This window comes from Pseudomonas chlororaphis, assembly GCA_001023535.1.
Classification (GTDB): Bacteria; Pseudomonadota; Gammaproteobacteria; order Pseudomonadales; family Pseudomonadaceae; genus Aquipseudomonas; species Aquipseudomonas chlororaphis_E.
The window spans coordinates 5317459-5343230 of record CP011020.1; the positions used below are offsets into that span (position 1 = coordinate 5317459).

Genomic DNA, 25772 nt, shown 5'->3' on the forward strand with positions numbered 1-25772 from the left:
CTCCCTCGGCAAGGTCGATGACGCGACCCTGCCTGCTTATTATTGTGGTGGAACCGCGGGGACGGCAGGCCTCACTTGAACTGGTCGACGTTTTCCGGGGTGATCAGGCGATAAGGCACCCACACGGCGGGTTCAACCGGCTGCTTCTTGACCATCTTCACCGCCGTGTCGATCGAGCCGTCGGCCTGCCCTTTGGCGTCCTGGAACACCGAGACAGCCATCTCGCCTTTCTTCACGGCGTTCAGGCCGTCCGGCGTGCCGTCGACCCCGGCGATCAGTACGCTGCCCTTCTCCTTGCCCGCACCCTTGAGGGCCATGGCGGCGCCAATGGCCATTTCGTCGTTGTTGGCGACCACCGCCTGGAATTCGCGGCCCTGGGTCAGCCAGTCATTGACCAGCGTCATGCCCTTGTCCCGCAGCCAGGTGCCCGTCTGCTCCTGCTCGATCTTGATGCCGGGGTACTTGGCCAGCACTTCCTTGACGCCCTTGGTGCGGTTGGTGGTGGAGTTGTTGGCGAGGTCACCGAGCAGGATCACGATGTTGCCCTTGCCGCCCATTTTTTCCGCCAGGTACTGCATCTGCATCCGCCCTGCCTCCAGGTCATCCGAAGCGACGGTGACCACGCCCGCCGGCAGCTTCAGATCGTCGGGGCGCCGGTTGACGTAGACCAGCGGAATGCCGGCGGCCACGGCGGCCTTGGTGATGCGCTGGGTCGCGGCGGTGTCCACCGGGTTGACGATGATGGCGTCGACCTTCTGGCTGATGAAGCTTTCCACCTGGCTCAGCTGCTTGACCACGTCACTGCGCGCGTCTTCGAACTGCAGGCTGACGCCGTCCGGCAGGGACTTGGCTTTCTTGTCCATGGATTCACGCAGGTAGGTCAGCCAGGTGTCATCGAACTGGGACATGCTGACGCCGATCTTCAGGTCCGCCAGGGCTGCGCCGCTGGTGAGCATCAATGACAGGGCCAGCGAGGCGATACGGGTCTTGGTCTTCATGAACGGTCTTTCTCCACTTTTTTGTTGATTTTATGGATAAGGCGTAGCGGATCAGGAACGCGGCAAACGCACGATGGGCGCGCCGGGGATGCAACAGACCACGGCGCCCTTGCGCTGGATGCACAGGGACCCGAAGAGGGATACGACAGAGGACAGGCTTGGCAAGTGAAACGCAGAGCGGCTGAAGGTTTTCATCGACGGTACCTGGCTGTGCTTCTTGTTTTTGTGAAGTCCCCTACCCGTTTAAGACTTGCTTGCTCGGATGGGAACCGGATGTCGGCAACCTGGAAATGACTTTATTGGAAAATATTTTCCATATCAACTTGTTTTAGAATTTTATTCGTTTTTTATTCCATGGCCTACGGGCGGGGACATCACCACCACCTGCCCCTGTTCGGCACTCTGTCGCGCAGCGTCCAGAATGCGCGTGGTCGCCAGGGCATCGCGGGCCTGCACCGGTAACGGCCCGCCCCCTTGCAGGGCACTTTGCAGGCGCTGGTAGAACGTCATCCAGCAACCGCGCTCCGAAGTCACCCGCTCCCGCTCGTTGCCGTGCTCGAACCAGCCCCAGCGCCGATGTTCCTCGGCGCCCCAGCGTTCGCCCGCGCTGGCCGGGCTTAATCCGGCCAGCGCCTGGGCCTCCTGGCCATCCAGGCCGTCGACGGTGTAGCAGCCGTGGGTGCCGCTGACCCGAAAGCGTGGGCGCGGGGCGTTTTGCAGGCAATGGCCGCTCAGGTGTGAAACGACCCCACCGACATGGGTCAGGGACATAAAGAAGCCATTGTCGAAAACCTGGCCGGGCGTTCGGTAATCCAGCTCGGCGTAGACTCGCGCCACCGGCCCGAACAGTTGCAGTGCCTGGTCCACCAGATGGCTGCCGAGGTCGCGCAAGAATCCGCCGCCGCTGCCTTTACCCACCGACGAAGGCGAGTAACGCTCGACACTGGACTCGAAGCGCATGACCTGGCCCAGGGCACCGGAGGCCAGCAATTTGCGCAAGGTCAGGAAGTCCGAATCCCAGCGACGGTTCTGGTACACGCTCAACGGCACCTTGCCCCGCTCGGCCGCCACTACCAGCGCCTCGGCCTCGGCCGCGTCACGGGCAAATGGCTTGTCGCTGACCACCGCCACGCCGTGCTCGATGGCTTGCATCACCACCGCCGGACGACTGTCCAACGGCGTGGACACCACCACCGCGTCGACCCCCGCAGCCACCAATTGCTCAAGCGTGTCAAACGCGCGGGCGTTCGGGTAGTCGCCTGCCAGTTGCGCGCGCCGCTCGGCCGAGCGCGTGACCACGCCGACAAACGTCGCCCCCGGCAAACTGCTGATGAACGGCGCATGAAAAAACCGCCCTCCCTTGCCGTAGCCGACCAGTCCGATTCGCATGAACCCCCCTTGAAAGTCATTGGATAAACATCGACCCTGTGGGAGCGGGCTTGCTCGCGAAGGCGTAGTGTCAGTCGACATCAATGTTGAATGTGCCGCCGTCTTCGCGAGCAAGCCCGCTCCCACAAGGATTGGGGTTAGCCGTAGAAACGCGGGCGCTCAGGCAATTCGATGGGAACGATCTGGCCGCTCTGCTGCGCCTGGATGCAGGCATCGGCCGCCACCGCCGCCGCGAAGCCGTCCCAGGCCGATGGCCCGCCCACCTGGCCGGCGCGCACGCCGTCGATGAAGGCTTGCAGTTCGACGTCGTAAGCGGCGATGAAGCGGTCCTTCCAGTCCATCAGGATCGCGTTGGACAACTTGGCCTCGCTGCGCAGTTGCACCTGGGACGGTTCCGGCAGCTTGGCGATGCCCGTCTCCCCCACCACTTCGCACTGGATGTCGTAGCCGTACTGGCAGTTGACGAACACTTCCACGTCGATGCGGGTGCCCTTGACGGTTTCCAGCAGCACGATCTGCGGGTCACGCAGGTGGGCCAGGGCCTTGCTGGTCTTGCGCGGGAACACCACTTGCACCGAAACGTAGTCATCGGCCAACAGCCAGCGCAGCACATCCAACTCGTGAATCAGCGTGTCGGTGATTGCCATGTCGGTCTTGTAGTTCTCGCCGACCCTGGGGTTGCGGTGGGCACAGTGGAGCATCAGCGGTTCGCCGATCTGACCGTTGTCGATCACCGCCTTGAGGGCCCGGTAGCCTTCGTCGTACGGCCGCATGAAGCCGACCTGTACCAGGCGTGTGCCGTGGGCCACCTCCGCGTCGACGATCCGGCGGCACCCTTGGGCGGTGACCGCCAGGGGCTTTTCGCAAAACACCGGCTTGCCGGCCGCAATCGCCGCCAGCACGTATTCCTCATGGCTCGGGCCCCAGGAAGTGACCAGGATCGCCTCGACATCCGGCGCCTTGATCAGGGCGTGCCCGTCCGGGTAGACCTCGGCGGTCAGGTTCAAATCCGCCACCACCTTCGCCGCCTGGGCAAGGTTGATGTCGGTCACCGCCACCACCTGGCTATTGAGCAACGTCTGGCTGCACCGCCGGATATGGTCCTGGCCAATGGCCCCAGTGCCAATGACGCCCAGTTTCAAAGACATGTGGAACTCCTTATTCGGTTGAGGCAGTTAATATTGGCGAGCTTCGGCCAATCGTTCATTGAGGGCTTTGGCGGCGGCGTCGGTGCGGGCGCTGGTGGACACTTGCGCCACGCCGACCCGCCACCAGGACAGGTAGCTGTGGATCATGGTCTTGGGCAGGACCTTGATGTCGATCAGGGTGGACACGGTCTGCAACCGTGCATCGGCCAGGGCCGCGTGCAGTTCGTCGAGGGTGCGGACCTTGTAGGTCTTGCAGCCGTAGGCCGCAGCGCTCATGGCGAAGTCCACCGGGACGAAACCGCCATCGAGCTTGCCGGTGTCCGGGTTACGGAAACGGAACTCGGTGGCGAAGCTGTCCATGCCGTTGCCCATCTGCAGGTTGTTGATGCAACCGAAGGTCATGTTGTCCAGCAACACCACGTTGATCTTGCGCCGCTCCTGGATCGAGGTGGCCAGCTCCGAATGCAGCATCATGTAGGAGCCATCGCCCACCAGCGCGTACACCTCTTTATCCGGCTCGGCGAGTTTCACCCCCAGCGCCGCATTCACCTCATAGCCCATGCACGAATAACCGTATTCGAGGTGATAGGTGTTCACCCCCTTGCTGCGCCAACTGCGCTGCAAGTCACCGGGCAAGCTGCCGGCGGCGGCGACGATGATCGCGTCATCGGCGAGGCTTTCGTTGAGGGTGCCCAGCACGCGACTCTGGGTCAGGCAGGAGCCGGTGAGTTCGATGAATTCGCGAAACACCGCCGGGTCCAGGTGATCGCGCACTTCCGGGACGAAATCCTCGGCCTGGTAATCGGCCTGGTAGACCCGATCCACCTCGGCGTCCAACCGGGCCTTGGCGTCGGCGACTTGGCCGCCCCATTCGGCGCGGTAGTCGCCGAGCACGCCGGCCAACGCCTCCAGGCCCACGCGCGCGTCGGCCAGCAGTTGCACGCCGTCGAGCTTCACCGCATCGCACGGGCTGACGTTGAGGTTAAGGAATCGCACGCCCGGCTGGCGGAACAGCCATTTGGAGCCGGTGGTGAAATCGCTGTAGCGCGTGCCGATGCCGATGATCAGGTCCGCCTCCGCGGCCAGCAGGTTCGCCGCCAGGCAACCGGTTTCGCCCACGCCTCCGACGTTCAGCGGATGGCTGGAGACCACCGCGCTCTTGCCGGCCTGGGTTTCGGCGAACGGAATCTGGAAGCGTTCGGCAAACGCCTGCAAGGCGGCATTGGCCCCGGAATAGCGCACGCCACCGCCGCAGATGATCAGCGGCCGACGCTTGCCCTTGATCAGCGCCAGGGCGTCGTCGAGCATCGCCTCGGTGGCCGGGCGACGGTCGATCCGGTGCACGCGCTTTTGCAGGAAGTAGTCTGGGTAATCGTAGGCCTCGGCTTGCACGTCCTGGGGCAGCGCCAGGGTCACCGCGCCGGTCTCGGCCGGGTCGGTGAGCACGCGCATGGCCTGGATCGCGGCGCTCATCAGTTGCTCGGGGCGGTTGATGCGGTCCCAATATTTGCTCACGGCCTTGAACGCATCGTTGGTGCTGATGCTCAGGTCGTGGAACTGCTCGATCTGTTGCAGCACCGGGTCCGGCTGGCGGCTGGCATAGACGTCACCGGGCAACAGCAGCAATGGAATGCGATTGGCCGTGGCCGTGGCGGCAGCGGTCAGCATGTTCGCCGCGCCGGGGCCGACCGACGAGGTGCAGGCGTAGATCCTGCGCCGCAGGTGCTGCTTGGCAAACCCGATGGCGGCATGGGCCATGCCCTGCTCGTTGCGGCCCTGGTGCACCACCAGGTCGCCGGCGTCCTGCTCCAGCGCCTGGCCCAGCCCCAGCACATTGCCGTGGCCGAAAATGGTAAACACCCCGGCAACGAATTTGCTCTGGACACCATCGACCTCGACGTACTGGTTATCGAGGAATTTCACCAGGGCCTGGGCCATGGTCAGTCGTGTTGTGGTCATGCTTGCACCTATCCTGGAATGCAAAAATCTGGCGGCTGGCGCAGAACCTTGTGGGAGCGAGCTTGCTCGCGAAAGCGGTGTACCAGGCGAACTCGAAGTTGAATGTGCCATTGCCTTCGCGAGCAAGCCCGCTCCCACATTTGGCTCTGCGTCAGGCCAACAATCGTGTCAGGCCTGCGGGTTTTGCAAATGGCTCATGCTCGCCCCCAGCGCCTGGCGGATGTCGGCCAATTCATGGATGCTCTCGGCGAAGGGCTCGAAGGACAGGTAGCCGTCATAGCCACCGGCCCGCAACGCCTGGATCTGCGCGGCGTTGCCGAGAATGTCGGCCTCACCCACCAGCACCCGATGGCCGTCGCGGATCGTCGCCAGCGGGGCCTGGGCGTCCTCGACGCCGGAGATGTGCACCAGGCCGGTCAGTTCGGGAAAGAACGCCTGCTCGCCCGCCAGGTGATGGTGGAAGGTGTCGTGCACCAGGCGGAACACATCCAGTCCGCCCACCGCCTCGATCGCCGCCACCGCCGTGCCCTTGCGCCGCAACGAACATTCTTCGAAACCCAGCGGCTCAATGAAACCGTAGATGCCGAAGGCCCGCAGGATCGGCGCCAGTTCACCCAACGCGGTGCGCAGGCCGGCCGCGCGTTGCGCTTCGCTGCGCGGATCGGCGCGATCGTTGAGCGGGCACATCACCAGCCCCTCGGCACCGCATTCGCGGGCGTAGTCGGCCAGCCGTACGGCTTGGGCACGGCGTTCGTCGTTCCACACATCGAAGGGGTACAGGGCATTGATCGACAACACCTTGATGCCGCGTGCCTCGCACAGCGCACGCACCTGGGCCGGCGGCATGCCGTCTTCGATCTCGACGCCCTTGAGGTCGTTGCGGATCTCGATGGCATCGGTCTTCAACGCCAGCGCCAGGTCGATGAAGGCCGGCAGCGACAGGCGCGGGGCGACCATTCGGTTCAGGGCAAAACGCAGGGGTTTGTTCATTGTTGTTATCCCTCCGGCATTCGTACGAGCAGGTTATTGGGCAGTCGGCATGCTGAACTCCGGGCCCTTGGCGATGCTGTCGGGCCAGCGTTGCATCACGCTCTTGTAGCGGCTGTAGAAGCGCAGCCCTTCTTCGCCATAGGCGTGGTGGTCGCCGAACAGCGAGCGCTTCCAGCCGCCAAACGAATGCCAGGCCATGGGCACCGGGATCGGCACGTTGATGCCGACCATGCCAACCTTGATGCTGCGGGCAAACGCCCGGGCGATGCCGCCGTCACGGGTGAAGCAGGACACGCCATTGCCGAACTCGTGGGCGTTGATCAGGGCGACCGCCGTGGCGAAATCCGGCACGCGCACGATGCCCAGCACCGGGCCAAAGATCTCCTGCCGATAGATGCTCATCTCGGGGGTGACCTGGTCGAACAACGTCGCCCCGACAAAGAACCCCTGCTCGGCGCCGGGCACCTTGAAGCCTCGCCCGTCGACGATCAGGCGCGCGCCTTCGGCCACGCCCGAATCGATGAACCCCTCCACCTTGGCCTTGTGTTCGGCGGTGACCAGCGGCCCCATGTCGGTGCCCGGTTGCTGGCCGTTGCCGACCTTCAGTTGATCGATGCGCGGCAGCAGGCGGGCAATCAGTTCATCGCCCACGTCACCCACCGCCACGGCAATGGAAATGGCCATGCAGCGCTCGCCGGCCGAGCCGTAGGCGGCGCCAATCAGTGCATCGGCCGCCTGGTCGAGGTCAGCGTCGGGCATGACGATCATGTGGTTCTTCGCACCGCCCAGGGCCTGCACGCGCTTGCCGTTCGCCGTGCCCTGCTGGTGGATGTATTCGGCGATGGGCGTGGAGCCGACGAAGGAAACCGCCTCGATGTCCGGGTGCTGCAACAGCGCATCCACCGCCACCTTGTCGCCCTGGACGACGTTGAACACGCCGTCCGGCAAGCCGGCTTGTGTCAACAACCGGGCCATCAGCAGGCTGGCGGATGGGTCGCGTTCCGAGGGTTTGAGGATGAAGCAGTTACCGGCCACCAGCGCCAGCGGGATCATCCACAAGGGCACCATCACCGGGAAGTTGAACGGCGTGATGCCAGCGCAAACGCCCAGGGGCTGGCGCAGGTTCCAGTTATCGATGCCGCCGCCGATGTTGTCGCTGAAATCGGTCTTGAGCAGGTTGGGCGCACCACAGGCGTACTCGACGATCTCGATGCCCCGGGTGACTTCGCCGTGGGCGTCGGACAGCACCTTGCCGTGTTCCCGGCTGATGATCGCGGCCAACTCGTCATGGTGGCGGTCGAGCAGTTCCTTGAACTTGAACATCACCCGCGAACGGCGCAGCGATGACTGTTCGGACCAGGCCGGGAACGCCGCCAGTGCCGAGGCGACCGCAGCCTCGACAGTGGCGGGTTCGGCCAGCGCGACCCGTGCCTGGACCGCACCGGTGGCCGGGTTGAAGACCGGGCTGAACCGCGTGGCGTCGCGTTCCTGCACCTGTCCGTTGAGGTAATGGCCTACTACCGGGGCGTCGCTCATTGTTCCTGTTCTCCGTGGGGATGGTGCAATTCAGAGGTCCAGCAGCCAACTGTGCTGCGGGTCGTTGTGAAACTGCCAGACGCGCTTGGGCCCGGCCATGACGTTCAGGTAGTACGACTCATACCCGTAGGGCACGCTGACCGGGTGATAGCCCTTGGGCACCACCACCAGGTCGCTGTTCTCCACGGCCATGGCCTGGTCGATGCTGCGGTCGTCGGTGTAGACCCGCTGGAACACGAAACCCTGGGCCGGATTGACCTGGTGGTAATAGGTTTCCTCCAGGAAGCTCTGGTGCGGCAGGTCGTCGGTGTCGTGCTTGTGGGGCGGGTAGCTCGACGAGTGTCCCGATGGCGTGCGCACTTCCACCACCAGCAGCGAATGGGCCGGCTCGCTGTCCGGCAGGATGTCGCAGACGTAGCGGGTGTTGGCACCCTTGCCGCGCACGCTGCGCTTCATGCTGTCGGGGCGGATCAGCCGTGGAGCGTAGCGATCCCCGGCTGCCCCCGGCGCCGCACACACGGCGAGTTGCACGTCACTCAGGGCGGTGACCTGAGCCTGGCTGCCGGGCGGCAGGTACGCGGCGTAGGGTGACTTGTCCTCGAACACCGATTGGCGGTCGCCCAGGTTGTCCCAGTCGAACGCGCCCTGCCCTGGCGCCTCGCCCTTGAGGCTGATGCGACCGCTGAGCAGCACCAGGCACAGTTCCTTGTCATCGGCCGCCACCGCGAGGGTTTCGCCCAGGCTCAGGCGATAGGCGGCGAAGCCGACGTATTCCAGCTCGCCGGCGGGCAGCTCGACCATGGTCCGGCCGCTGGCGTGGCTCTTGATCAACAGGCTCATGACACACTCCTTTCCTGCAACAAGGCGCGCAGGGTCTCGTAGCCTTTTTTGGCGTAGGCGTAACTCGGCGCGACGGCGGGATCCTGCTCGGCTTCCACCACCAGCCAACCCTCGTAACGGGCAGCCAGCAACACGTCCAGCAACGCGGCAAAATCGATGTCGCCATCGCCCGGCACGGTGAAGGTGCCGTTGATGATGCAGTCGGGAAAGCTCCAGAGATGGTTGCGCGCCAACTGCACCACCGGCTTGCGCACGTCCTTGAAATGCACGTGGCAAATACGCTCGATGTGTTTGCGCAGCACCTGCAAGGGTTCGCCGCCGCCCATGTAGCAGTGGCCGGAATCGAACAACAGGCCCACCTCGCTGCCGGTCAGGGCCATCAGCTTGTCGATGTCCGAGGGCGACTCGACGTAGGCGCCCATGTGGTGGTGATAGCCCAGGCGCACGCCCCTGGACAGGGTGAAGCGCGCCAGCTCGGTGAGTTTGTCGGCGTAGCGTTGCCAGGCGTCGTCGGTGTGAAAACGCGGCCGTTCGACCAGGGGAATCCGCTGGCCCTGGATCGAATCGGCCACTTCGCCGTACACCAGCACCGTGGCGCCGTTGTGCGCCAGCAACTCGACATGGCTGGCAATGGCGTCGATTTCCTCGGCTGCCGAACGCTGGGCCAGGCGACCGGAATACCAGCCGGAAACCAGGGCCAGGTCATAGGGCCGCAATACATCGCCAACGCCCTTGGCGTCCTTGGGAAACTTGCCGTTGAGCTCGAAGCCTTCGTAGCCGATGGATTTGCCTTCGCTCAGCGCGGTGCTCAACGGCGTCTCACCGCCCAGGGAAGGCAGGTCGTCGTTGCTCCAGGAAATCGGGTTGATGCCAATTCGAATAGCGGGCATGGCTGCACCTTTTTATTGTTTTCAAACTGAATGTCGAAAGCCATTTGTGAATACATAACTGTGGCGAGGGGATTTATCCCCGCTGGGCTGCGAAGCGGCCCCTCGAACGGCTGAATGTGGGCTGCCTGACACACCGAGTTGTAGGGTTTTGGGGCTGCTTCGCAGCCCAGCGGGGATAAATCCCCTCGCCACAAAAAAGCTCTTGCGCCGCTGTCACGCCCGCGCCGCCCGCCACGCCTCGATCAATTCCACGAACCGGTCCTGCACCTGCCGGATCAGCGTGTCATCGTCGATTTCCCCAGCCATCCACGCTCGGCTCGGTTCCTGGAAGATCGTGCGGCCTACGGCGAACCCTCGGCAGGTGGTGCTCTGGCTGGCCTGGCGAAAACCATCGGCCAGCGCCGTGGCCGGGGCGTTGAGGCCCAGCAAAACCACGCCGCGGCAATACGGGTCGCGCTGCTGGATCAACTCGTCGAGCTGTTCCCATTCCTGCTCGCTCTGGGCCTCGATCTTCCACCACGCCGGGTAGATGCCCAGGTTGTAGAGGCGCTTGAGGGCGCGATACAGCACGTCCGGGTGCGGCGACGGATGATCCTTGGGCGGAATGACTTCCAGCAGCAATTCATGGCCGCTGACCTGGGAGGCCTTGTACAACCCCATCAACTGCGCTTCCTGTTCGAGGCGCAACAGCGGCTCGTCATCGGGGTGGAATTGCACCAGGCACTTGATGATCTGTTCCTGCGGCCAGGCGATCAGGTTGCTGCCGATGGAACGCCCATGTTCGAACGCCAGCGGGCGCGAACCCTGGACTTCCACCGGCCGCGCGACCCACCAACCGCGCCCGGTGGCCGCATTGAGCGAATCCTGGCCAAACCGCTGGTCAGCCAGCAGGCCGACATCGGCCTCGACGCCCTGGCGTTGCAAATCGGCTTCGACCCGCTCCACCGCCTGGATGAACAACTGCTTGAGCTGGCCGATGCTACTCAGGTCGCGGCCGCCCTTTTGCGCCAGTTCCACTAACTGTCCACGGTGGTCGAACGCGAAAATGAACAGTTGCTTCCAGGCTTTGCGCGGCACGCTGACCTGATGCAGGCGTTGCAGCACGGCGTCCTGGTCCGGCCGGGTGATCGGCACCGGGCTGCTGAACAGGTAGTCGAGCTCCGCCCGGGTCGGCATGGCCGGGGCGCAGGCATGGCGCGACACCACCAGGCCGCCGCAGGCATTGGCCAACTGGCAGCAACGCTCGTCACTGGCGTCCTCCAGCCAACCGGCGAGAAACCCCGACATGAAGGCGTCGCCGGCGCCCAGCACATTCAGGACTTCGACTCGAACGCCCGGGTAAATCGCGCCGTCTTCGAGCCGCGCCGGGATCGCCCCATGGATCACCGTGCAGCCCTGCGGGCCGAGCTTGACCACCAGGGTCGCCGCCGTCAGCGAACGCACGGTGCGCAGGGCCGTGAGCAAGTCTTCGCTGCCGCCAGCGATCAGAAACTCTTCCTCGGTGCCGACGATCAGGTCGAAACGCGGCAGGATGCCTTGCACGTGCCGGCTGACGTTCTGGTCGGCGACAAAACGGGTCTGCCCGTCGGCCTTGCCTGTCAGGCCCCAGAGCACCGGCCGATAGTCGATATCGAGGATGCGCTTGACCTGGTGCTTTTGCGCATAGTCCAGGGCCTGGATGCTGGCCTTATAGACGCCGTCGGTGGAGAAATGCGTGCCGGTGATCAGCAGGGCCTTGCTGGAGGCAATGTAAGACTCGTCGATGTCTTCGGCCCGCAGCGCCATGTCGGCGCAGTTTTCGCGGTAGAACACCAGGGGGAAGGTCTCACGGTCCTTGATCCCCAGCAGGACCATTGCCGTCAGGCGTTGCGGATCGGCCTTGATGCCGCTGACATCGCAGCCTTCGCGCGCCAGCGATTGCACCAGGAAACGACCCATGTGGTCGTCGCCCACTCGGCTCAGCATCGCCGACTTGAGCCCCAGGCGCGCCGTGCCGAACGCGATGTTGGCCGACGAGCCTCCCAGGTACTTGGCGAAACTGCTGACATCTTCCAGGCGTGCGCCGACTTGCTGCGCATAAAGGTCCACGCCCAGGCGTCCCAGGCAGATCACATCCAATTGACGCCCACTGGCAAAACGAGTCTGGCCCATGCTGGCTCCTGTTATTTTTATCAGCCTGCGCATGCCGCCGAAACCGGCGCCAACGCTCTTGGTGGGTGCAGACTAAAACGAGCCGCGGGCAATAATCAATAATTATTCTATATATTTTTTACGTGGAATATTTTTTCCAATACGCTATAGCCGAAGCGGACCAGACGCAGTGCATCGTTTCAGCAGCGGCGCCAACGTTGCCCTACCCATGATTTTCCCAGCGCCTACGCTGTAGACTGCGATCAGCCAACCTATTGTCGAGGGCCGTGTGTGACAGCCGCCCTATAAGAACAAAGCCAGAAGGATTTTCTATGACCCGCCCCGATGATCTGCCGGCACCGTCCGAGCGCGCGTCCGACGCCACGCTCCCGAGCCCTCCGATCAATGCCGAGCGTCTGCTGCAACTGATTACCGAGGAGTACGAAAGCCTGCCTCGCCAGCTCAAGCGCATTGCCAGCTACATGAGCCAGCAGAGCGACCGGATCATGGTCGACCGGATCAGCGACATCGCCCGCGAATGCGAAGTGCACCCCTCGGCCATCGTGCGTTTCTCCCAGCGCTTTGGCTTCAGTGGGTTCAGCGAAATGCAGGCGCTGTTTCGCGAGGCGTACACCCACAAGACCACGCCGGTGCAGAACTACCAGCAACGCATCCGCAGCATGATCGCCAACAAGTCGCAGAAAGCCAGTGGCGGCGACCTGGCCCGCGAATGCGTCAACGCGACCCTGTCGGGCATCGAACGCCTGGGGCTGGAGCTCGACGACCAAGCCTTCGAAAAAGCCGTGGACCTGGTGGTCAACGCCGACAACATCTATGTGGTGGGCGTACGCCGTTCGTTTGCGGTGGCCGACTACCTGGTCTACAACCTGCAACACACCAACAAGCGTATTCACCTGGTGTCCGGCCTGGGCGGCAGCTACCGCGAGCAGATGCGCAGCGTGCGGGCCAACGACCTGGTCATCGCCATCAGCTTCACGCCCTACGGCAAGGAAACCCAGCACTGCCTGCGCATCGCCCAGCACCACCAGGCCAAGACGCTGATCATCACCGACAGCAACCTGTCGCCCCTGGCCAAGCGGGCCAACGCGGTGTTGTTGGTGAACGAAGGCAGCTCGTTCGCCTTCCGCTCGTTGAGCGCCACGCTGTGCCTGTGCCAGGCGTTGTTCATTGCCGTGGCCTACCGGCTGGAGCTCAAGGTCGATGAGATCCATGAACAGGTCGGGTTCGAGGATTGACGTATCACCTACCGATGAATCGCTGAAGGAGAAGCCATGAAACTGATCGGCATGCTGGACTCGCCCTATGTACGCCGCACCGCCCTGTCCGCCAAATGCCTGGGCATCGCCCTGGAGCATGAGTCGGTTTCGGTGTTCCGGCATTTCGAGCAGTTCCAGCGCATCAACCCGGTGGTCAAGGCGCCGACCCTGGTGCTGGACGATGGCAGCGTACTGATGGATTCGACGTTGATCATCGATTACCTGCAAACCCTGGCAGCACCAGGAAAGCGCCTGATGCCAGACGATGCCGGGCAGCGGTTGCGGTCACTGCGCCTGATCGGATTGGCGCTGGCGGCGTGTGAGAAATCGGTGCAGATCTACTACGAACGCAACCTGCGGCCCACAGACATCCAGCACGCGCCCTGGGTAGAGCGAGTGGAAGGCCAGCTCGCGGCTGCCTATGGGATGCTGGAACAGGAACTGCAGCGAGCGCCGCTGCCCACTGATGGCACGCTGGATCAGGCCGGTATCACGCTGGCAGTGGCCTGGAGCTTCACCAACCTGGTGGTGCCGGACCAGGTGGAAGGCCGGTCATTTCCATTGATCAGCGCCTATACCGCCTATGCCGAAGGGCTGGAAGTGTTCATCGACACCCCGATGCAGTAGGCATCGGCGCCAGCATACCCGCGGTCATCGCGAGCAAGCTCGCTCCCCCAGGGAATGCTTGGTATGTCGCACATTAAGCGTTCACCGCCGTCTCCTGTGTGGGAGCGAGCTTGGTCGCGAAGACGGTGGCACAGCCGGCAGCATCACCCACCGGTACACCGCTTTCGCGGGCAAGCCCGCTCCCACAGGAGATAGTGGATTTCACGCAAATGCTGGACATCCCCCGACGCTTTTGTGGGAGCGAGCTTGCTCGCGAAGACGGTGGCACAGCGAGCAGCATCGCCCACTGGTACACCGCTTTCGCGGGCAAGCCCGCTCTCACAGGAGATAGTGGATTTCACGCAAATGCTGGACATCCCCCAACGCTTGTGTGGGAGCGAGCTTGCTCGCGAAGACGGCGACACAGCCGGCAGCATCACCCACTGGTACACCGCTTTCGCGGGCAAGCCCGCTCCCACAGGAGATAGTGGATTTCACGCAAATGCTGGACATCCCCCAACGCTTTTGTGGGAGCGAGCTTAGTCGCGAAGACGGTGGCACAGCCGGCAGCATCACCCACTGGTACACCGCTTTCGCGGGCAAGCCCGCTCTCACAGGGGGCTTCACGCTGGTTCCATTGCCTTCGCCTGTTTGACCGGGGCGACCTCGAAGCGGTCTGCCAGGAACGGCGTGATGTCCAGCGGCAACGGTTCGTGGTTCACCAGTTTATCCAGCAGCACGCCGGTGATGGCCGAGGTGAGAATGCCGGTGCGGAAGTGGCCGCAGGCGTTGAGGTAGCCCTCTACCCCGCGCATCGGCCCCAGGATCGGCAGCTCATCGGGCGAGCCTGGGCGCAGGCCGGCCCAGGTTCGCTTCAGGTTGATGTCGGCCAGTTGCGGAATGCAGCGCATCGCGCCTTGCACCAGCCCTTCGATTTCCGGGTAAGTGGTGGTCACGTCGAAGCCTTTGTCTTCGGTGGTGCTGCCGATGAGGATTTCGCCGTTGTCCTTCTGCGCCACATAACAGTCGCTGGTGGTCAGGCAGCCGTTGAGGATCTTCGGCATGCGCTCGGTCAGCAGGATCTGCCCCTTGACCGGCTTGACCGGAATGCGCACGCCCGTGGCCTGCTCGCTCAGGTCCGCCGCCCAGGCACCGGCCGCGTTGATCAGGGTTCGGCAGTGGAAAGTACCCGCCTCGGCGGTGTTCACCCCGATGACCCGCGTGCCGCTGCGCAGCACCTCGATCACATTGGTATTGAAGAACAGGTCGACACCGTTCTGCCGCGCGCCTTCGGTGTAGGCGTCAGCCAGGCGGAACGGGCTGACCTGGTGATCGCACAGGAACTCCAGAGCGCCCTGGGCTTCATGGCTGACACTCGGTTCGGCCTCTCGCAGGGCCGCCTGGTCGAGCCAGCGCACCTGGTCCGCCAGGTGCGGGATACAGGCGACGATGTGCTCGGCGTACGAGCGGTCTTCGTCGTCATAGATCACGAACTTGAGCCCGGTCTCCTCGAACTTGAAGTCCATGCCATGGTTCTCCATCAGCTCGCGGTGCAACTGGGGGTACAGCGCGTTGGATTGCAAGGCGAAATCGAAGAACGACTGCGGCAGGATGTGCGGCGTGCTGGCGTCCACCGCCACCGCGGCGCCCTGGGTCTGGCGCTTGCGGTTGGCCGACATCATCCGAAAGAAAATCACCCCGCAGCCCAGGCCCACCGACTCGCCGATGGCCCACAGGCCGCCCGCCGAGGCACGGGTGGCATTGCCGGGACGCTTGGCGTCGATCAGGGCGATCTTCAGGTGCTTGCGCTTGGACAGTTGATAGGCACAGGAGGCCCCGATCACACCGCCGCCGGCGATGACCACGTCATAGTCCTTGAGGTCTGGTTGCTTAGTCATGGTGGCTCTCCGTGCCAACGTCCTTGAACGCAGAAAAGGGAATCGGGTCGATCGGGAATCGCGGTCGCAGCCAACCCACATCGGCCCGCCCGGTGGCTTGACGCAGACGGTCGCTGCAATAGCCCACGCACATGCGCCCCTGGCAATCGCCCATGCTGACGCGGGTACGCATCTTCAGTCCGGCCATGTCCTGCACACCCTGCTCCAGGGCGCGATCGATGTCGGCGCGGGTAGCGTGTTCACAGCGGCAGATCACCGTGTCGGCCGCCGGCAAGGTAATCTGCCCGGCACCCCGCTGGGTGTAGCGATCCACGGCGGCGCGGAAGCGAATGATGCGATCGAGCTGCGCCTGGTAGCGTTCGCGGTGCTTGAGGGCCGTGGCCGAATCCAGCACGTTGCGTTGCAACAGGATCGACAGCGCGGCGATGCGAGCGCTGAGCATGGCCGCTTCACCGCCGCGAATCCCGCCCATGTCGCCGGCCAGGTGGATGTGCGCCTCGCTGCTTTGTTGCCAGGCGTCGGCCACCGCCCGCAGGTAACCGTCTTCGCTGAAGCCGTGCTCCAGGCCCATCTGCTGGCTCAGTTGGGTGCGCGGGATGAACCCGTAGCCGACCGCCAGCGTCTGGGCCGGCACCTGTTCGGCGCGCGTCAGGTCCGGTGCCCAGTTGTCGGCATATGGCGCGACGGTCACGCTGCCCAGCTCACCTTCGCCATGGGCCTCCACCACGCCCCAGCCATAGTGCATGGGAATGCGCTTGAGCTTGAGGTAGGCCAGCATGCCCAGGCCATCGAGGAACAGTTGCGGCTTGTTCAACAAGGCCAGGCTTTCTTTGGCAATCCGGCCGAATGCACAGGCCTCATAGACCCCGGCCACCGCCACCCCCGCCGCGTGCAACTGGCAGGCCACCAGTGGCAGCAACGGCCCCGTCCCGGCGATGACCACCGGGCTCGGCGGCTTGACCACCCCGCTCTTGATCTGCAATTGCAGGCCACCCAACAGCATCACCCCCGGCAGGGTCCAGCCCGGGAACGGCACGCTGCGCTCATGGCAACCGGCCGCCAGAACCAGATGCGAATAGGCCACTTCCCGCAGGCGTTCCTCGGCATCGAGGACCATCAGCGCTCGAAAGCCTTCGGCGCCGATGACCCGGCTGTTTACGTGCACCTCGATCAGCTGCGCGTAACGTTGGAATTCCCCATGGAGTTTTTCCAGGGCTTCACTGTAGCGTGCCCCCAGGTAATCCAGCTGCACACCCTCGCGCAGCGGCCCACGATAGACCACGCCACCGAGGCGCGGCGCCTCTTCGAGCAAGGTGCAGCGCACCCCGTGGCGGGCGAGCTCGATGGCCGCCGCCATACCCGCCGGCCCACCGCCGACAATCACTGGCCCCAGGCTCATGGCGCCTCCGATTCGGTGATGCGGTTGGCCCGGGTTTCGATCTGCATGCCCGGGCGCACCAGGGTCTGGCAGGCGCGCCGCTTGTGGCGCCCGTCGATCTTGACCAGGCAGCACTGGCACACGCCCATGCCACAATAGGCGCCGCTGAGTTGGTCGTGGTCGTTGCGGGCCACCTGACGCTGGCCCAGGGACTGGATGACGTTGAGGACGGTTTCGCCCTCGGCAGCGTTGACGGCCCGACCGTCCAGGCGCACCGTCATGTCGGCCCGGGCCAATGGCTGGATATCAAATTTTCGGCGTAGAAAGTCTTGAGGTTGCATCATGCAGCTCTTCCTTGAAGGTTCAGTGAGGACTAGGCTCCTTGCGGTACATCATCCAACGATTCATGTCCGTCCCCTGCTCGCGACAACGCGCCAAAACAGGGCAACGGACGCATCAGGATAATGCGCGCGAAATTTATGTTAGGGATTATTTGTGACCAAGTGTTGATCCAGGCCAGGGAATCCGGCCGCCGGGCTCATGAACTTTTTTTCAGAAAGCCGACAGGTTTTCTTTGGCAGAATGCTGCGCAATAGCGCGAATTTCTCAACACGGTACCGCCCATGAATCGCATCCTGACCATTGAAGACGACGCCGTGACCGCCCGTGAAATCGTTGCCGAACTGACCCGCAACGGCCTGGACGTCGACTGGGTCGACAATGGCCGCGAAGGCCTGGAACGCGCGGTGAGCGGCGACTATGACCTGATCACCCTCGATCGCATGTTGCCCGAGCTCGACGGCCTGGTGATCGTCACCACCCTGCGCACCATGGGCGTGGCCACGCCGATCCTGATGATCAGCGCCCTCTCCGACGTCGATGAACGCGTGCGCGGCCTGCGGGCCGGTGGCGACGACTACCTGACCAAGCCCTTCGCCACCGATGAGATGGCCGCCCGGGTCGAGGTGCTGCTGCGACGCAACAATGGTGCCCGGGAACCGGAAACCGTGCTGCGGGTGGCGGACCTGGAGCTGAACCTGATCAGCCGCGAAGCCAGCCGCAACGGGCAATTGCTCAGCCTGCTGCCCACCGAATACAAGTTGCTGGAGTTCCTGATGCGCAACTGCGGTCAGATCCTGTCCCGCATGATGATTTTCGAGGAAGTGTGGGGCTACCACTTCGACCCTGGCACCAATCTGATCGACGTCCACATCGGGCGCCTGCGCAAGAAAATCGACCCGCCGGGCCTGGAACCGCTGATTCGCACGGTGCGGGGTTCCGGCTATGTCATTGCTGAACCCCGCTAAGGGCTGGCGTTCCTCCAGCAGTCGCCTGCTGGCGCTGTACAGTGCGCTGTTCGTGCTGTGGAGCGCGATCCTGATGGGCGTGATGTATTACGAAGTGTTTGGCTACCTCGACAACCTGGCCAAGCATTCCTTGATGCAGCGCCAGCACCTGTTCGCCCGGATCCACGGCGATCAACTGGAAGACGCGCTGATGGCCAGCCTGACGCTGGACGAGCGTGGCGTCGACGCCTACGGTCTGTTCGACCCGCAACTGCGGCATTTGAGCGGGCCGATCATGCGCGTCCCCGCCGACCTGCCGCTGGACGGCAAAATCCACATGCTCGGCGGCTGCGTCGACTCCGACGATCCCAGCCTTCCTTCCGACAGTTGCGATGCGGTGGCGACCCGTGTGCAGGACGGGCGCTGGCTGATCCTGGCGCGGGACAACGGTTCGCTGTTCGCCGTGACGCGGATCATCCTGCATGCATTGTTCTGGGGCGTCTCGCTGACCATCCTGCCGGGCATTGCCGGCTGGCACCTGCTGCGGCGCCGGCCGCTGCAACGCATCCGCAAGCTGCAAGCCAGCGCCGAGGCCATCGTCGCCGGGGACCTGAAGCATCGCCTGCCGCTGTCGAGCCGGCGCGATGAACTGGACATGCTGGCGGCGATCGTCAACGCCATGCTCGATCGCATCGAACGCTTGATGAACGAGGTCAAGGGCGTGTGCGACAACATCGCCCACGACCTGCGCACACCGCTGACCCGCCTGCGGGCGCAGTTGTATCGCATCCAGCAGCAAGCCGCGGACGGCTCGCCCGAAGCGTTGCAGATGGACCAGGTGATCGCCGAGACCGACACCCTGATGGCGCGGTTTCGCGGCTTGTTGCGGATTTCCGAACTGGAAGACCAACAGCGTCGTTCAGGCTTCGTGCGCCTCGATCCGTTGCAATTGTTGCAGGAGTTGCACGACTTCTACCTGCCACTGGCCGAGGAAGGCGAGTTGACGTTCACCTTGGAGGTCCCCGACACCCTGCCCCTGCTCACCGGCGACCGGGCCTTGTTGTTCGAGGCGGTGTCGAACCTGCTGAGCAATTCGATCAAGTTCACCCCGGCGGGCGGCACGGTGATCCTGCGTGGGGTCGATCAGGGCGACAGTACCCGCATCGAAGTGCTCGACTCCGGCCCCGGCATCCCTGAAGCCGAGCGCAAGGCGGTGTTCCGGCGCTTCTACCGCGCCGAAGGCAGCAGCCAGCACGGCGGTTTTGGCCTGGGTTTGTCGATTGTCGCGGCGATTGTCAACCTGCACGGGTTCACGCTGGACGTGGGCAGGAGCGAATATGGCGGGGCGCGGTTGCTGCTCGATTGTCGGGCGACGTTGTTGTAGCTGTAGCCGCCTATTACCTGCAAACCGTGGCGAGGGCGCTTGCTCCCTCGCCACGGTGGGTGCAGTCAGAGTTTGTCGTCTCGATGCAACGGCGTGTTCTGCAGCTCATAGCGCAGCTCGTCGATCAGCTTAGCCAGGCTTTCTTCGGAACGAACACTGTCCAGGCTCATGCCGCTGACCACGAGGTCTACCTCGCCACTGTCGCGGTGATAGAGGCGTACCGTGAGGGTGCCGTCGCCATTGAGGCTGCATTCGCAAGCGAGCGGCGAGAAGCTTTGTTCGAGGCGGGCGCGCAAAGGGGCCAATTGGGTCATGGGTTGCACCTCGGCATCAAGGTCGCAAGAGCGCGGTGGGAAAGTTCGGGTGGAGGACTTTTGCAGACATCCTGTCGATGGTACGGCTGTATCGTTTACTGCGCATTTAGGCGGTATTCCTTGATTGTTACGTAGGGGACGCGGCTTCACAAACATTGCCGCACTCTCCCAGCCTAGGGAGCCGGCATCCGCAGCAGAACCCGAATTTGCACCAACGCAGCCAGTGCATATGCACTGGCCATCAATGTGCCTTGTTGCGCCATTCGTTGGCGAACAAACCCCGCTCTCGCGCCCAGACGATCGCCTCGCTGCGGCTATGGACATCCAGTTTGGAGTACAACGTCGCCACGTGATTGCGCACGGTATTGGGGGCCAGTTTCAGGCGTGCGGCGATTTCCTTGTCCGCCAGCCCCTGGCAGATCAGCCCCAGCACATCACGCTCGCGGGCCGTTAGCTCGGTGAACGACGCCGAGGACAATGGCGCGTTGATGCTCTTCACGTTGGCCAGTTTTTCGATCAGGGTGCGGCTGAACCACGAAGCGTCTTTCATCACTTCCTCGATCGCCGCCACCAGTTCCAGCTCCGAGCGCTTGCGTTCGGTGATATTCATCAGCACCAGCAAGTAGCACGGCTTGTCCTGGATGACCACGGTGTCGGCCGCCACTTCACAGTCGATGCGCTCTCCCCCCTTCTTGTGCACCTTGACGTCGACACCGGAGACACTCGCGCTTTTTTCCAGCACGGCGAACAACGACGCACTGGCGTCCTTGTCGAGAAAGCCGATCTCTTCAACGGTCTTGCCCATCAACTCTTCGCTGGCATAACCGGTGGTGTTGACGAAAGCCTCGTTGACCTCCAGCAACAACTGCTCGGCCGTGCACACCAAGGTGGGCACCGGCGACAGGCGGAACGACTTGGCAAAGCGCTCCTCGCTCTGGCGCAGGGCGGTTTCGGCCTTGCGCCGGGGCTCCATGTCCATGAACGAAAACAACATGCAATCTTCGTCGTGCAGGTCCAGGGGCTGGCCGGCGACGATCACTTGCTTGCTGGTGCCATCGGGCAATTTCAACTCTGCCGCCATTTGCGGAATGGTCGCGCCCTGCCCCAGTCGCTCGACGGCCAGCTCACGCCGCTCGGCGGCTTCAAGCACGTCCAGCTCATACACCGAGCGCCCGATCACCTGCTCGCGGCTGTAGCCGGTCATTTCCAGGAAGCCCTGGTTGACCTTGATGTAGCGCAGGTCGCTGAGACGGCAGATCACCGCCGGTGCCGGATTGGCCCCGAAGGTTCTTTCAAAACGCTGCTCGGCGCTGGCCCAGTCGGTGGCATCGCTGAGGATCAGCACCAGATACTCCGGCTCACCGCTGCGATCGGTCAGCACCATGCTGCGGATCCGGTGCACCCAGGTACGGTCTGGGTCAGCCTCGGGCGTGACTTCCACCAACACGTCGCTGAACTCATCGCCACGGGCCACTCGGGCGATGGGGTAATTGTCCTCGGTCAGCGGATGATTGTTGCGGTAGCGCAAATTGAAACGCCGGGCGTACTCGTCGGCATTAGTGCCCAACTCACTGATGGTCTTCACCCCGTGCATGGCCAGTGCCGCGTCATTGGCCCAGGCAATGGTCTGGTCGACTTCGACCAGCATCACCCCGTCCGACAGGCCGGCGATGATCTGCAGCAATTGGCGACGATTGGTATCGGTGTTCGGGACGTCTTGGTTCATCGGGTCTCCGTGTGATCAGCTCGCATGAAAAATACGACCACTCGTCGCGCTGGCACGTTCCCTATCGGCATGGCTGAAATCCACGCCCATTGCCTGCGCGGGGTCGCGACCGGCAGTGCCTGGCCTGCTCGCGAAGAAGCCACCAACCCCACCCAAATCCCGCAAAACCTAACAGTTCTGCTAGTAGACGCCACCCCGCAAATCTCCGAGCCTGAGAGCATCGCCTGCCCCAGGAAGATCGCGCCATGCCCCCGTCATCAATGAAGGTCCTGTGCCGCTACCACTATGACCCTCTGGACCGCCTCAGCGGCCTGACACCGCTGCAAAGCCCAGGCGTGAAACGCTTCTATCAGAACGACGAACTGGTCAACGAAATCGACAGCGAGGCCCAGCTGACGATTGTGCGCCATGGGGCACAGCCGCTGGCGCAGCGGTTGAGTGTCATGGGTGTTAGCGAGACGGCGCTGTTGGCGACGGACCAACAGCGTTCGCCGTTGGTGGCTTTGACAGACGCGGATTTGCAGCGGATGGCTTACACCGCCTATGGACATCGTGCGGGGGAAAGTGGGCTGAGTTGTTTGTTGGGATTCAATGGTGAGCGGAGTGATTCGGTCACAGGGCATTATTTATTGGGACAGGGGAATCGGGCTTTTAATCCGGTGTTGATGCGGTTTAACAGTCCGGATGAGTTGAGCCCCTTTGGGGAGGGGGGGATCAATGCGTATGCTTATTGTGGTGGGGATCCGGTTAATCGGTATGATCCTTCAGGAAACATCCCGTTTCATGTAATACAACGACTTAGATCCGCACTTCTACCAGCACAACAAGTCCCCTTGGACCTATCTATGCCTAGCGCGGCACTTGATTTAACTGTTTCTCGACATAATATCGCGCCATTATCCGCCTCGACTGATATTCTCAATCCTTCAGTTGCCCCAAGGACACGTAGTGTGGCGGCAAATCTAGAGCCCGAAAAGCTGGGTAGACAACCTCTTTACCGAAATCCAAATCCAACTCCAGCTCAGCGACGACAACAGCGTTTTTACGATGAACGCGTACAAGGTGCGCGAATGTGGGACCAATTTGTAAGAAACAATCCAGACACAGCCATAGACGCTAAACCCGAATATCTAAGGCGACTTGAATCCACTAAGAGAAACCTGGAAGTTTTCCGAAACGGTGGAATTGTACTAGGTTCAAGAGGCCAAGAAATGACGGACTCAAACCTCACATCAGCAGTTGCGAAAGCTAAACTTGCAGTTAAGAGTGATGCTTTTCGAACAGCCAAACAAGAACTGCTTAGAAAGTCTGAGCGGACCAACAGGACAAACAGGAAAATTCGTCAGCGAACATGAACCTGCACGTTTCTCTATAGGCACTCAGAATTGAGTTCAAGACAGCCCTACAGTGAGTGACTAGTCCAGCGAACGCAGACGCTCTTTTGTGGCGAGAGAGCTTGCTCCCGCTCGGCTGCGCAGCAGTCGTAAAACGGACTGGCACAGCGTTTCAGGTACACCGCGTCAACTCATGTTGGGGCGACTGCGCCGCCCAGCGGGAGCAAGCTCTCTCGCCACAAGGGGCTGCCAGAGCCCCTTGAAGGGTTTATTCGACTAATGTCTTAGACCAGTCATCGCATGACCACGCCATCTTCGAAGCTCCGCGATAGAGCCGTCGCCAGGGCCCATCTCTGCACACCCCTGTGCTGAAACCATTGACCCAGCCTATTTTGAAGAAACCAGCCATTGGATAATTCCGATCATGGCCAGTTGACAACGCTTAGCGCCGACCAATAATCTTCCACATGTTGTACGACGACGTATGACAAATAAAAACAACAAAAAAGTAGGGAGCCGTCATAGTGAGCACACGTGTCCGTTTTTCCCCCGACCACCGTTCGACCCGCCGTACCCTCCGCACTACCCGTCCCACCCTGATTCTGCTCGGTTGCAGCAGCCTGGCCGCATTCCTTCCCACCATGGCCAATGCCGAAGGTTTCGTCGACGACGCCAAGGCCACGCTGACCCTGCGCAACGCCTATTTCAACCGCAACTTCACCAACCCGAACAACGCCCAGGGCAAAGCCGAGGAATGGACCCAGAACTTCATCCTCGACGCCAAGTCCGGTTTCACCCAGGGCGTGGTCGGTTTCGGCGTGGACGTGCTGGGCCTGTACTCGGTCAAGCTCGACGGCGGTCGCGGCACGGCGGGTACGCAGTTGCTACCGGTGCATGACGACGGTCGTCCGGCCAATGATTTCGGGCGCCTGGGTGTGGCACTGAAAGCCAAGGTGTCGAAGACCGAATTGAAGGTCGGCGAATGGATGCCGGTGCTGCCGATCCTGCGTTCCGACGACGGCCGCTCCCTGCCGCAGACCTTCCGTGGCGGCCAGGTGACCTCCACCGAGATCAACGGCCTGAGCCTCTACGGCGGTCAGTTCCGCGGCAACAGCCCGCGCAACGACGCGAGCATGGAAGACATGTCGATGAACGGCCGCGGCGCCTTCACCTCCGACCGTTTCAACTTCGGCGGCGGCGAATACGCCTTCAATGAAAAGCGCACCCAGGTCGGGGTTTGGTACGCCGAGCTGTCCGACATCTACCAGCAGCAGTATTTCAACCTGACCCACAGCCAGCCCATCGGCGACTGGACCCTGGGCGCCAACCTCGGTTACTTCATCGGCAAGGAAGACGGCAGCGCACTGGCCGGTGACCTGGACAACAAAACCGCGTTCGCCATGCTCTCGGCCAAGTACGGCGGCAACACCTTTTACGTCGGCCTGCAGAAAGTCGGCGGCGATGACGCGTGGATGCGCGTCAACGGCACCAGCGGCGGCACCCTGGCCAACGACAGCTACAACTCCAGTTATGACAATGCCGAGGAGAAGTCCTGGCGACTGCGCCACGACGTCAACTTCGCCGCCGTCGGCGTGCCGGGCCTGACCCTGATGAACCGCTACATCAGCGACGAGAATATGCACACCGCCACCGTCGACGATCGCAAGGAATGGGGCCGCGAAACCGAACTGGCCTACACCGTGCAGGGCGGCACGCTGAAAAGCCTCGACGTGAAATGGCGCAACTCGCCGAGCGGCGGTCGCTGCAAGCCAACAGCTTTGGCGTGGCCTGTTTCTGACCCGGTGATGGATTTTCGACCACGGAGTACAAAAAAATGACCTTCAGCCAGGAACATGAAGCACCGCGGCGTAGCGTTTGCTACTTCGTCGAGCGCGCCATCAACCCCTATGTCGACGAATGGCAGCAAGCCGGGCAGTTCCCTATCCACGAGGTCTTGCGCAAGGCCRGTGACCTGGACAACAAAACCGCGTTCGCCATGCTCTCGGCCAAGTACGGCGGCAACACCTTTTACGTCGGCCTGCAGAAAGTCGGCGGCGATGACGCGTGGATGCGCGTCAACGGCACCAGCGGCGGCACCCTGGCCAACGACAGCTACAACTCCAGTTATGACAATGCCAAGGAAAAATCCTGGCAACTGCGCCACGACTTCAACTTCGCCGCCGTCGGCGTGCCGGGCCTGACCCTGATGAACCGCTACATCAGCGGCGACAACGTACACACCGCCACCGTCGACGATGGCAAGGAATGGGGCCGCGAAACCGAACTGGCCTACACCGTGCAGAGCGGCGCGCTGAAAAGCCTCAACGTGAAATGGCGCAACTCGACGATGCGGCGGGATTTCAGCACCAATGAGTTCGATGAGAACCGCATTTTCATCAGCTACCCGATCAGCTTGTTGTAAGGCGGTTGCGGTGGGTCTGCTGATTCAGGTGGTGACGGTGCCACCGTCTTCGCGGGCAAGCCCGCTCCCACAGGGGATTTGTGCTGTACGCAAATCCCTGTGGCCGCTGAAGATCAGTGTGGGAGCGGGCTTGCTCGCGAAGGCATCGTCACATTCAACATCGATGCGGGCTGACCCAACGCTTTCGCGGGCAAGCCCGCTCCCACAGGGGATTTGTGCTGTACGTAAATTCCTGTGGCCGCTGAAGATCAGTGTGGGAGCGAGCTT

General features: G+C 62.7%; 18 protein-coding genes and 2 pseudogenes. 6 read left to right on the forward strand and 14 right to left on the reverse strand.

The annotated features are described in order from the left end of the window. Positions 1-71: 71 nt before the first annotated feature. The 9 genes from VM99_23165 to VM99_23205 all read right to left on the reverse strand — a co-directional run bounded on the left by VM99_23165 (position 72) and on the right by VM99_23205 (position 11901). On the reverse strand, positions 72-998 hold the full coding sequence (locus VM99_23165) for a rhizopine-binding protein (GenBank protein AKK00829.1): 927 nt from the start codon (positions 996-998) through the stop codon (positions 72-74). A gap of 336 nt (positions 999-1334) precedes the next feature. Continuing rightward, positions 1335-2387 (reverse strand): oxidoreductase, encoded by a 1053-nt coding sequence (locus VM99_23170; protein ID AKK00830.1) that lies wholly within the window; start codon positions 2385-2387, stop codon positions 1335-1337. Between the two features lie 137 nt (positions 2388-2524). After that, positions 2525-3535, reverse strand: a complete 1011-nt coding sequence (locus VM99_23175; GenBank protein AKK00831.1) for an inositol 2-dehydrogenase — start codon at positions 3533-3535, stop codon at positions 2525-2527. A 27-nt stretch (positions 3536-3562) separates the two neighbouring features. Then, the gene (locus VM99_23180) at positions 3563-5494 is read right to left on the reverse strand and encodes a 3D-(3,5/4)-trihydroxycyclohexane-1,2-dione hydrolase (protein ID AKK00832.1); all 1932 of its coding nucleotides are present in this window, start codon (positions 5492-5494) and stop codon (positions 3563-3565) included. A 168-nt stretch (positions 5495-5662) separates the two neighbouring features. Continuing rightward, complete coding sequence (locus tag VM99_23185; protein ID AKK00833.1) at positions 5663-6484, reverse strand: xylose isomerase; 822 nt, start codon at positions 6482-6484, stop codon at positions 5663-5665. A 33-nt stretch (positions 6485-6517) separates the two neighbouring features. After that, positions 6518-8020 carry a methylmalonate-semialdehyde dehydrogenase gene (locus VM99_23190; GenBank protein ID AKK00834.1) on the reverse strand — a complete coding sequence of 501 codons (1503 nt, stop codon included), beginning with the start codon at positions 8018-8020 and terminating at the stop codon, positions 6518-6520. A 30-nt stretch (positions 8021-8050) separates the two neighbouring features. Further along, positions 8051-8860: a 5-deoxyglucuronate isomerase gene (locus tag VM99_23195; GenBank protein ID AKK00835.1), complete on the reverse strand. Its 810-nt coding sequence runs from the start codon at positions 8858-8860 to the stop codon at positions 8051-8053. Further along, complete coding sequence (locus VM99_23200) at positions 8857-9750, reverse strand: xylose isomerase (GenBank protein ID AKK00836.1); 894 nt, start codon at positions 9748-9750, stop codon at positions 8857-8859. The genes VM99_23195 and VM99_23200 overlap by 4 nt, the downstream gene beginning before the upstream one ends. 213 nt (positions 9751-9963) lie before the next feature. Further along, complete coding sequence (locus VM99_23205; GenBank protein ID AKK00837.1) at positions 9964-11901, reverse strand: 5-dehydro-2-deoxygluconokinase; 1938 nt, start codon at positions 11899-11901, stop codon at positions 9964-9966. Positions 11902-12212: 311 nt separating this feature from the next. Between VM99_23205 and VM99_23210 the strand changes: the two genes are divergently transcribed. After that, positions 12213-13136 carry an RpiR family transcriptional regulator gene (locus tag VM99_23210; protein AKK00838.1) on the forward strand — a complete coding sequence of 308 codons (924 nt, stop codon included), beginning with the start codon at positions 12213-12215 and terminating at the stop codon, positions 13134-13136. Between the two features lie 36 nt (positions 13137-13172). Further along, complete coding sequence (locus VM99_23215; GenBank protein ID AKK00839.1) at positions 13173-13784, forward strand: glutathione S-transferase; 612 nt, start codon at positions 13173-13175, stop codon at positions 13782-13784. Between the two features lie 602 nt (positions 13785-14386). On the opposite strand, the gene VM99_23220 is transcribed toward VM99_23215, so the two are convergent. Genes VM99_23220 through VM99_23230 form a run of 3 tightly spaced genes read right to left on the reverse strand, consistent with a single transcriptional unit; the run spans position 14387 to position 17380 of the window. After that, positions 14387-15661 (reverse strand): hydrogen cyanide synthase, encoded by a 1275-nt coding sequence (locus VM99_23220; protein ID AKK00840.1) that lies wholly within the window; start codon positions 15659-15661, stop codon positions 14387-14389. Continuing rightward, complete coding sequence (locus VM99_23225; GenBank protein ID AKK00841.1) at positions 15654-17060, reverse strand: (2Fe-2S)-binding protein; 1407 nt, start codon at positions 17058-17060, stop codon at positions 15654-15656. The genes VM99_23220 and VM99_23225 overlap by 8 nt, the downstream gene beginning before the upstream one ends. Next, positions 17057-17380, reverse strand: a complete 324-nt coding sequence (locus tag VM99_23230) for a (2Fe-2S)-binding protein (protein ID AKK01839.1) — start codon at positions 17378-17380, stop codon at positions 17057-17059. Before VM99_23230 ends, VM99_23225 begins: the two co-directional genes overlap by 4 nt. 282 nt (positions 17381-17662) lie before the next feature. Between VM99_23230 and VM99_23235 the strand changes: the two genes are divergently transcribed. Further along, positions 17663-18346, forward strand: coding sequence for a transcriptional regulator (locus tag VM99_23235; GenBank protein AKK01840.1), 684 nt, complete (start codon positions 17663-17665; stop codon positions 18344-18346). Next, entirely contained in the window at positions 18324-19709 is a 1386-nt protein-coding gene (locus VM99_23240; protein AKK00842.1) for a histidine kinase, read from the forward strand. Before VM99_23235 ends, VM99_23240 begins: the two co-directional genes overlap by 23 nt. 65 nt (positions 19710-19774) lie before the next feature. Here VM99_23240 and VM99_23245 read toward each other — a convergent pair whose 3' ends face one another. Together VM99_23245 and VM99_23250 are read right to left on the reverse strand one after the other, a co-directional pair. Further along, the gene (locus VM99_23245; GenBank protein AKK00843.1) at positions 19775-20023 is read right to left on the reverse strand and encodes a hypothetical protein; all 249 of its coding nucleotides are present in this window, start codon (positions 20021-20023) and stop codon (positions 19775-19777) included. 241 nt (positions 20024-20264) lie between these two features. After that, entirely contained in the window at positions 20265-21749 is a 1485-nt protein-coding gene (locus tag VM99_23250; GenBank protein AKK00844.1) for a LuxR family transcriptional regulator, read from the reverse strand. Positions 21750-23607: 1858 nt separating this feature from the next. Here VM99_23250 and VM99_23255 point away from each other — a divergent pair. Together VM99_23255 and VM99_23260 are read left to right on the forward strand one after the other, a co-directional pair. Next, positions 23608-24828 (forward strand): annotated as a pseudogene (locus VM99_23255) (porin). A 218-nt stretch (positions 24829-25046) separates the two neighbouring features. After that, positions 25047-25505: pseudogene (locus VM99_23260) on the forward strand (porin). Positions 25506-25772: the final 267 nt, after the last annotated feature.

Bases quoted from the DNA above. Each gene is read 5' to 3' on its own strand.
- VM99_23185 (AKK00833.1), bottom strand. From the start codon at position 6,484: ATGAACAAACCCCTGCGTTTTGCCCTGAACCGAATGGTCGCCCCGCGC.
- VM99_23195 (AKK00835.1), bottom strand. From the start codon at position 8,860: ATGAGCCTGTTGATCAAGAGCCACGCCAGCGGCCGGACCATGGTCGAG.
- VM99_23175 (AKK00831.1), bottom strand. From the start codon at position 3,535: ATGTCTTTGAAACTGGGCGTCATTGGCACTGGGGCCATTGGCCAGGAC.
- VM99_23180 (AKK00832.1), bottom strand. From the start codon at position 5,494: ATGACCACAACACGACTGACCATGGCCCAGGCCCTGGTGAAATTCCTC.
- VM99_23210 (AKK00838.1), top strand. From the start codon at position 12,213: ATGACCCGCCCCGATGATCTGCCGGCACCGTCCGAGCGCGCGTCCGAC.
- VM99_23170 (AKK00830.1), bottom strand. From the start codon at position 2,387: ATGCGAATCGGACTGGTCGGCTACGGCAAGGGAGGGCGGTTTTTTCAT.
- VM99_23205 (AKK00837.1), bottom strand. From the start codon at position 11,901: ATGGGCCAGACTCGTTTTGCCAGTGGGCGTCAATTGGATGTGATCTGC.
- VM99_23245 (AKK00843.1), bottom strand. From the start codon at position 20,023: ATGACCCAATTGGCCCCTTTGCGCGCCCGCCTCGAACAAAGCTTCTCG.
- VM99_23225 (AKK00841.1), bottom strand. From the start codon at position 17,060: ATGAGCCTGGGGCCAGTGATTGTCGGCGGTGGGCCGGCGGGTATGGCG.
- VM99_23215 (AKK00839.1), top strand. From the start codon at position 13,173: ATGAAACTGATCGGCATGCTGGACTCGCCCTATGTACGCCGCACCGCC.
- VM99_23230 (AKK01839.1), bottom strand. From the start codon at position 17,380: ATGCAACCTCAAGACTTTCTACGCCGAAAATTTGATATCCAGCCATTG.
- VM99_23165 (AKK00829.1), bottom strand. From the start codon at position 998: ATGAAGACCAAGACCCGTATCGCCTCGCTGGCCCTGTCATTGATGCTC.
- VM99_23220 (AKK00840.1), bottom strand. From the start codon at position 15,661: ATGACTAAGCAACCAGACCTCAAGGACTATGACGTGGTCATCGCCGGC.
- VM99_23190 (AKK00834.1), bottom strand. From the start codon at position 8,020: ATGAGCGACGCCCCGGTAGTAGGCCATTACCTCAACGGACAGGTGCAG.
- VM99_23240 (AKK00842.1), top strand. From the start codon at position 18,324: ATGTCATTGCTGAACCCCGCTAAGGGCTGGCGTTCCTCCAGCAGTCGC.
- VM99_23250 (AKK00844.1), bottom strand. From the start codon at position 21,749: ATGAACCAAGACGTCCCGAACACCGATACCAATCGTCGCCAATTGCTG.
- VM99_23235 (AKK01840.1), top strand. From the start codon at position 17,663: ATGAATCGCATCCTGACCATTGAAGACGACGCCGTGACCGCCCGTGAA.
- VM99_23200 (AKK00836.1), bottom strand. From the start codon at position 9,750: ATGCCCGCTATTCGAATTGGCATCAACCCGATTTCCTGGAGCAACGAC.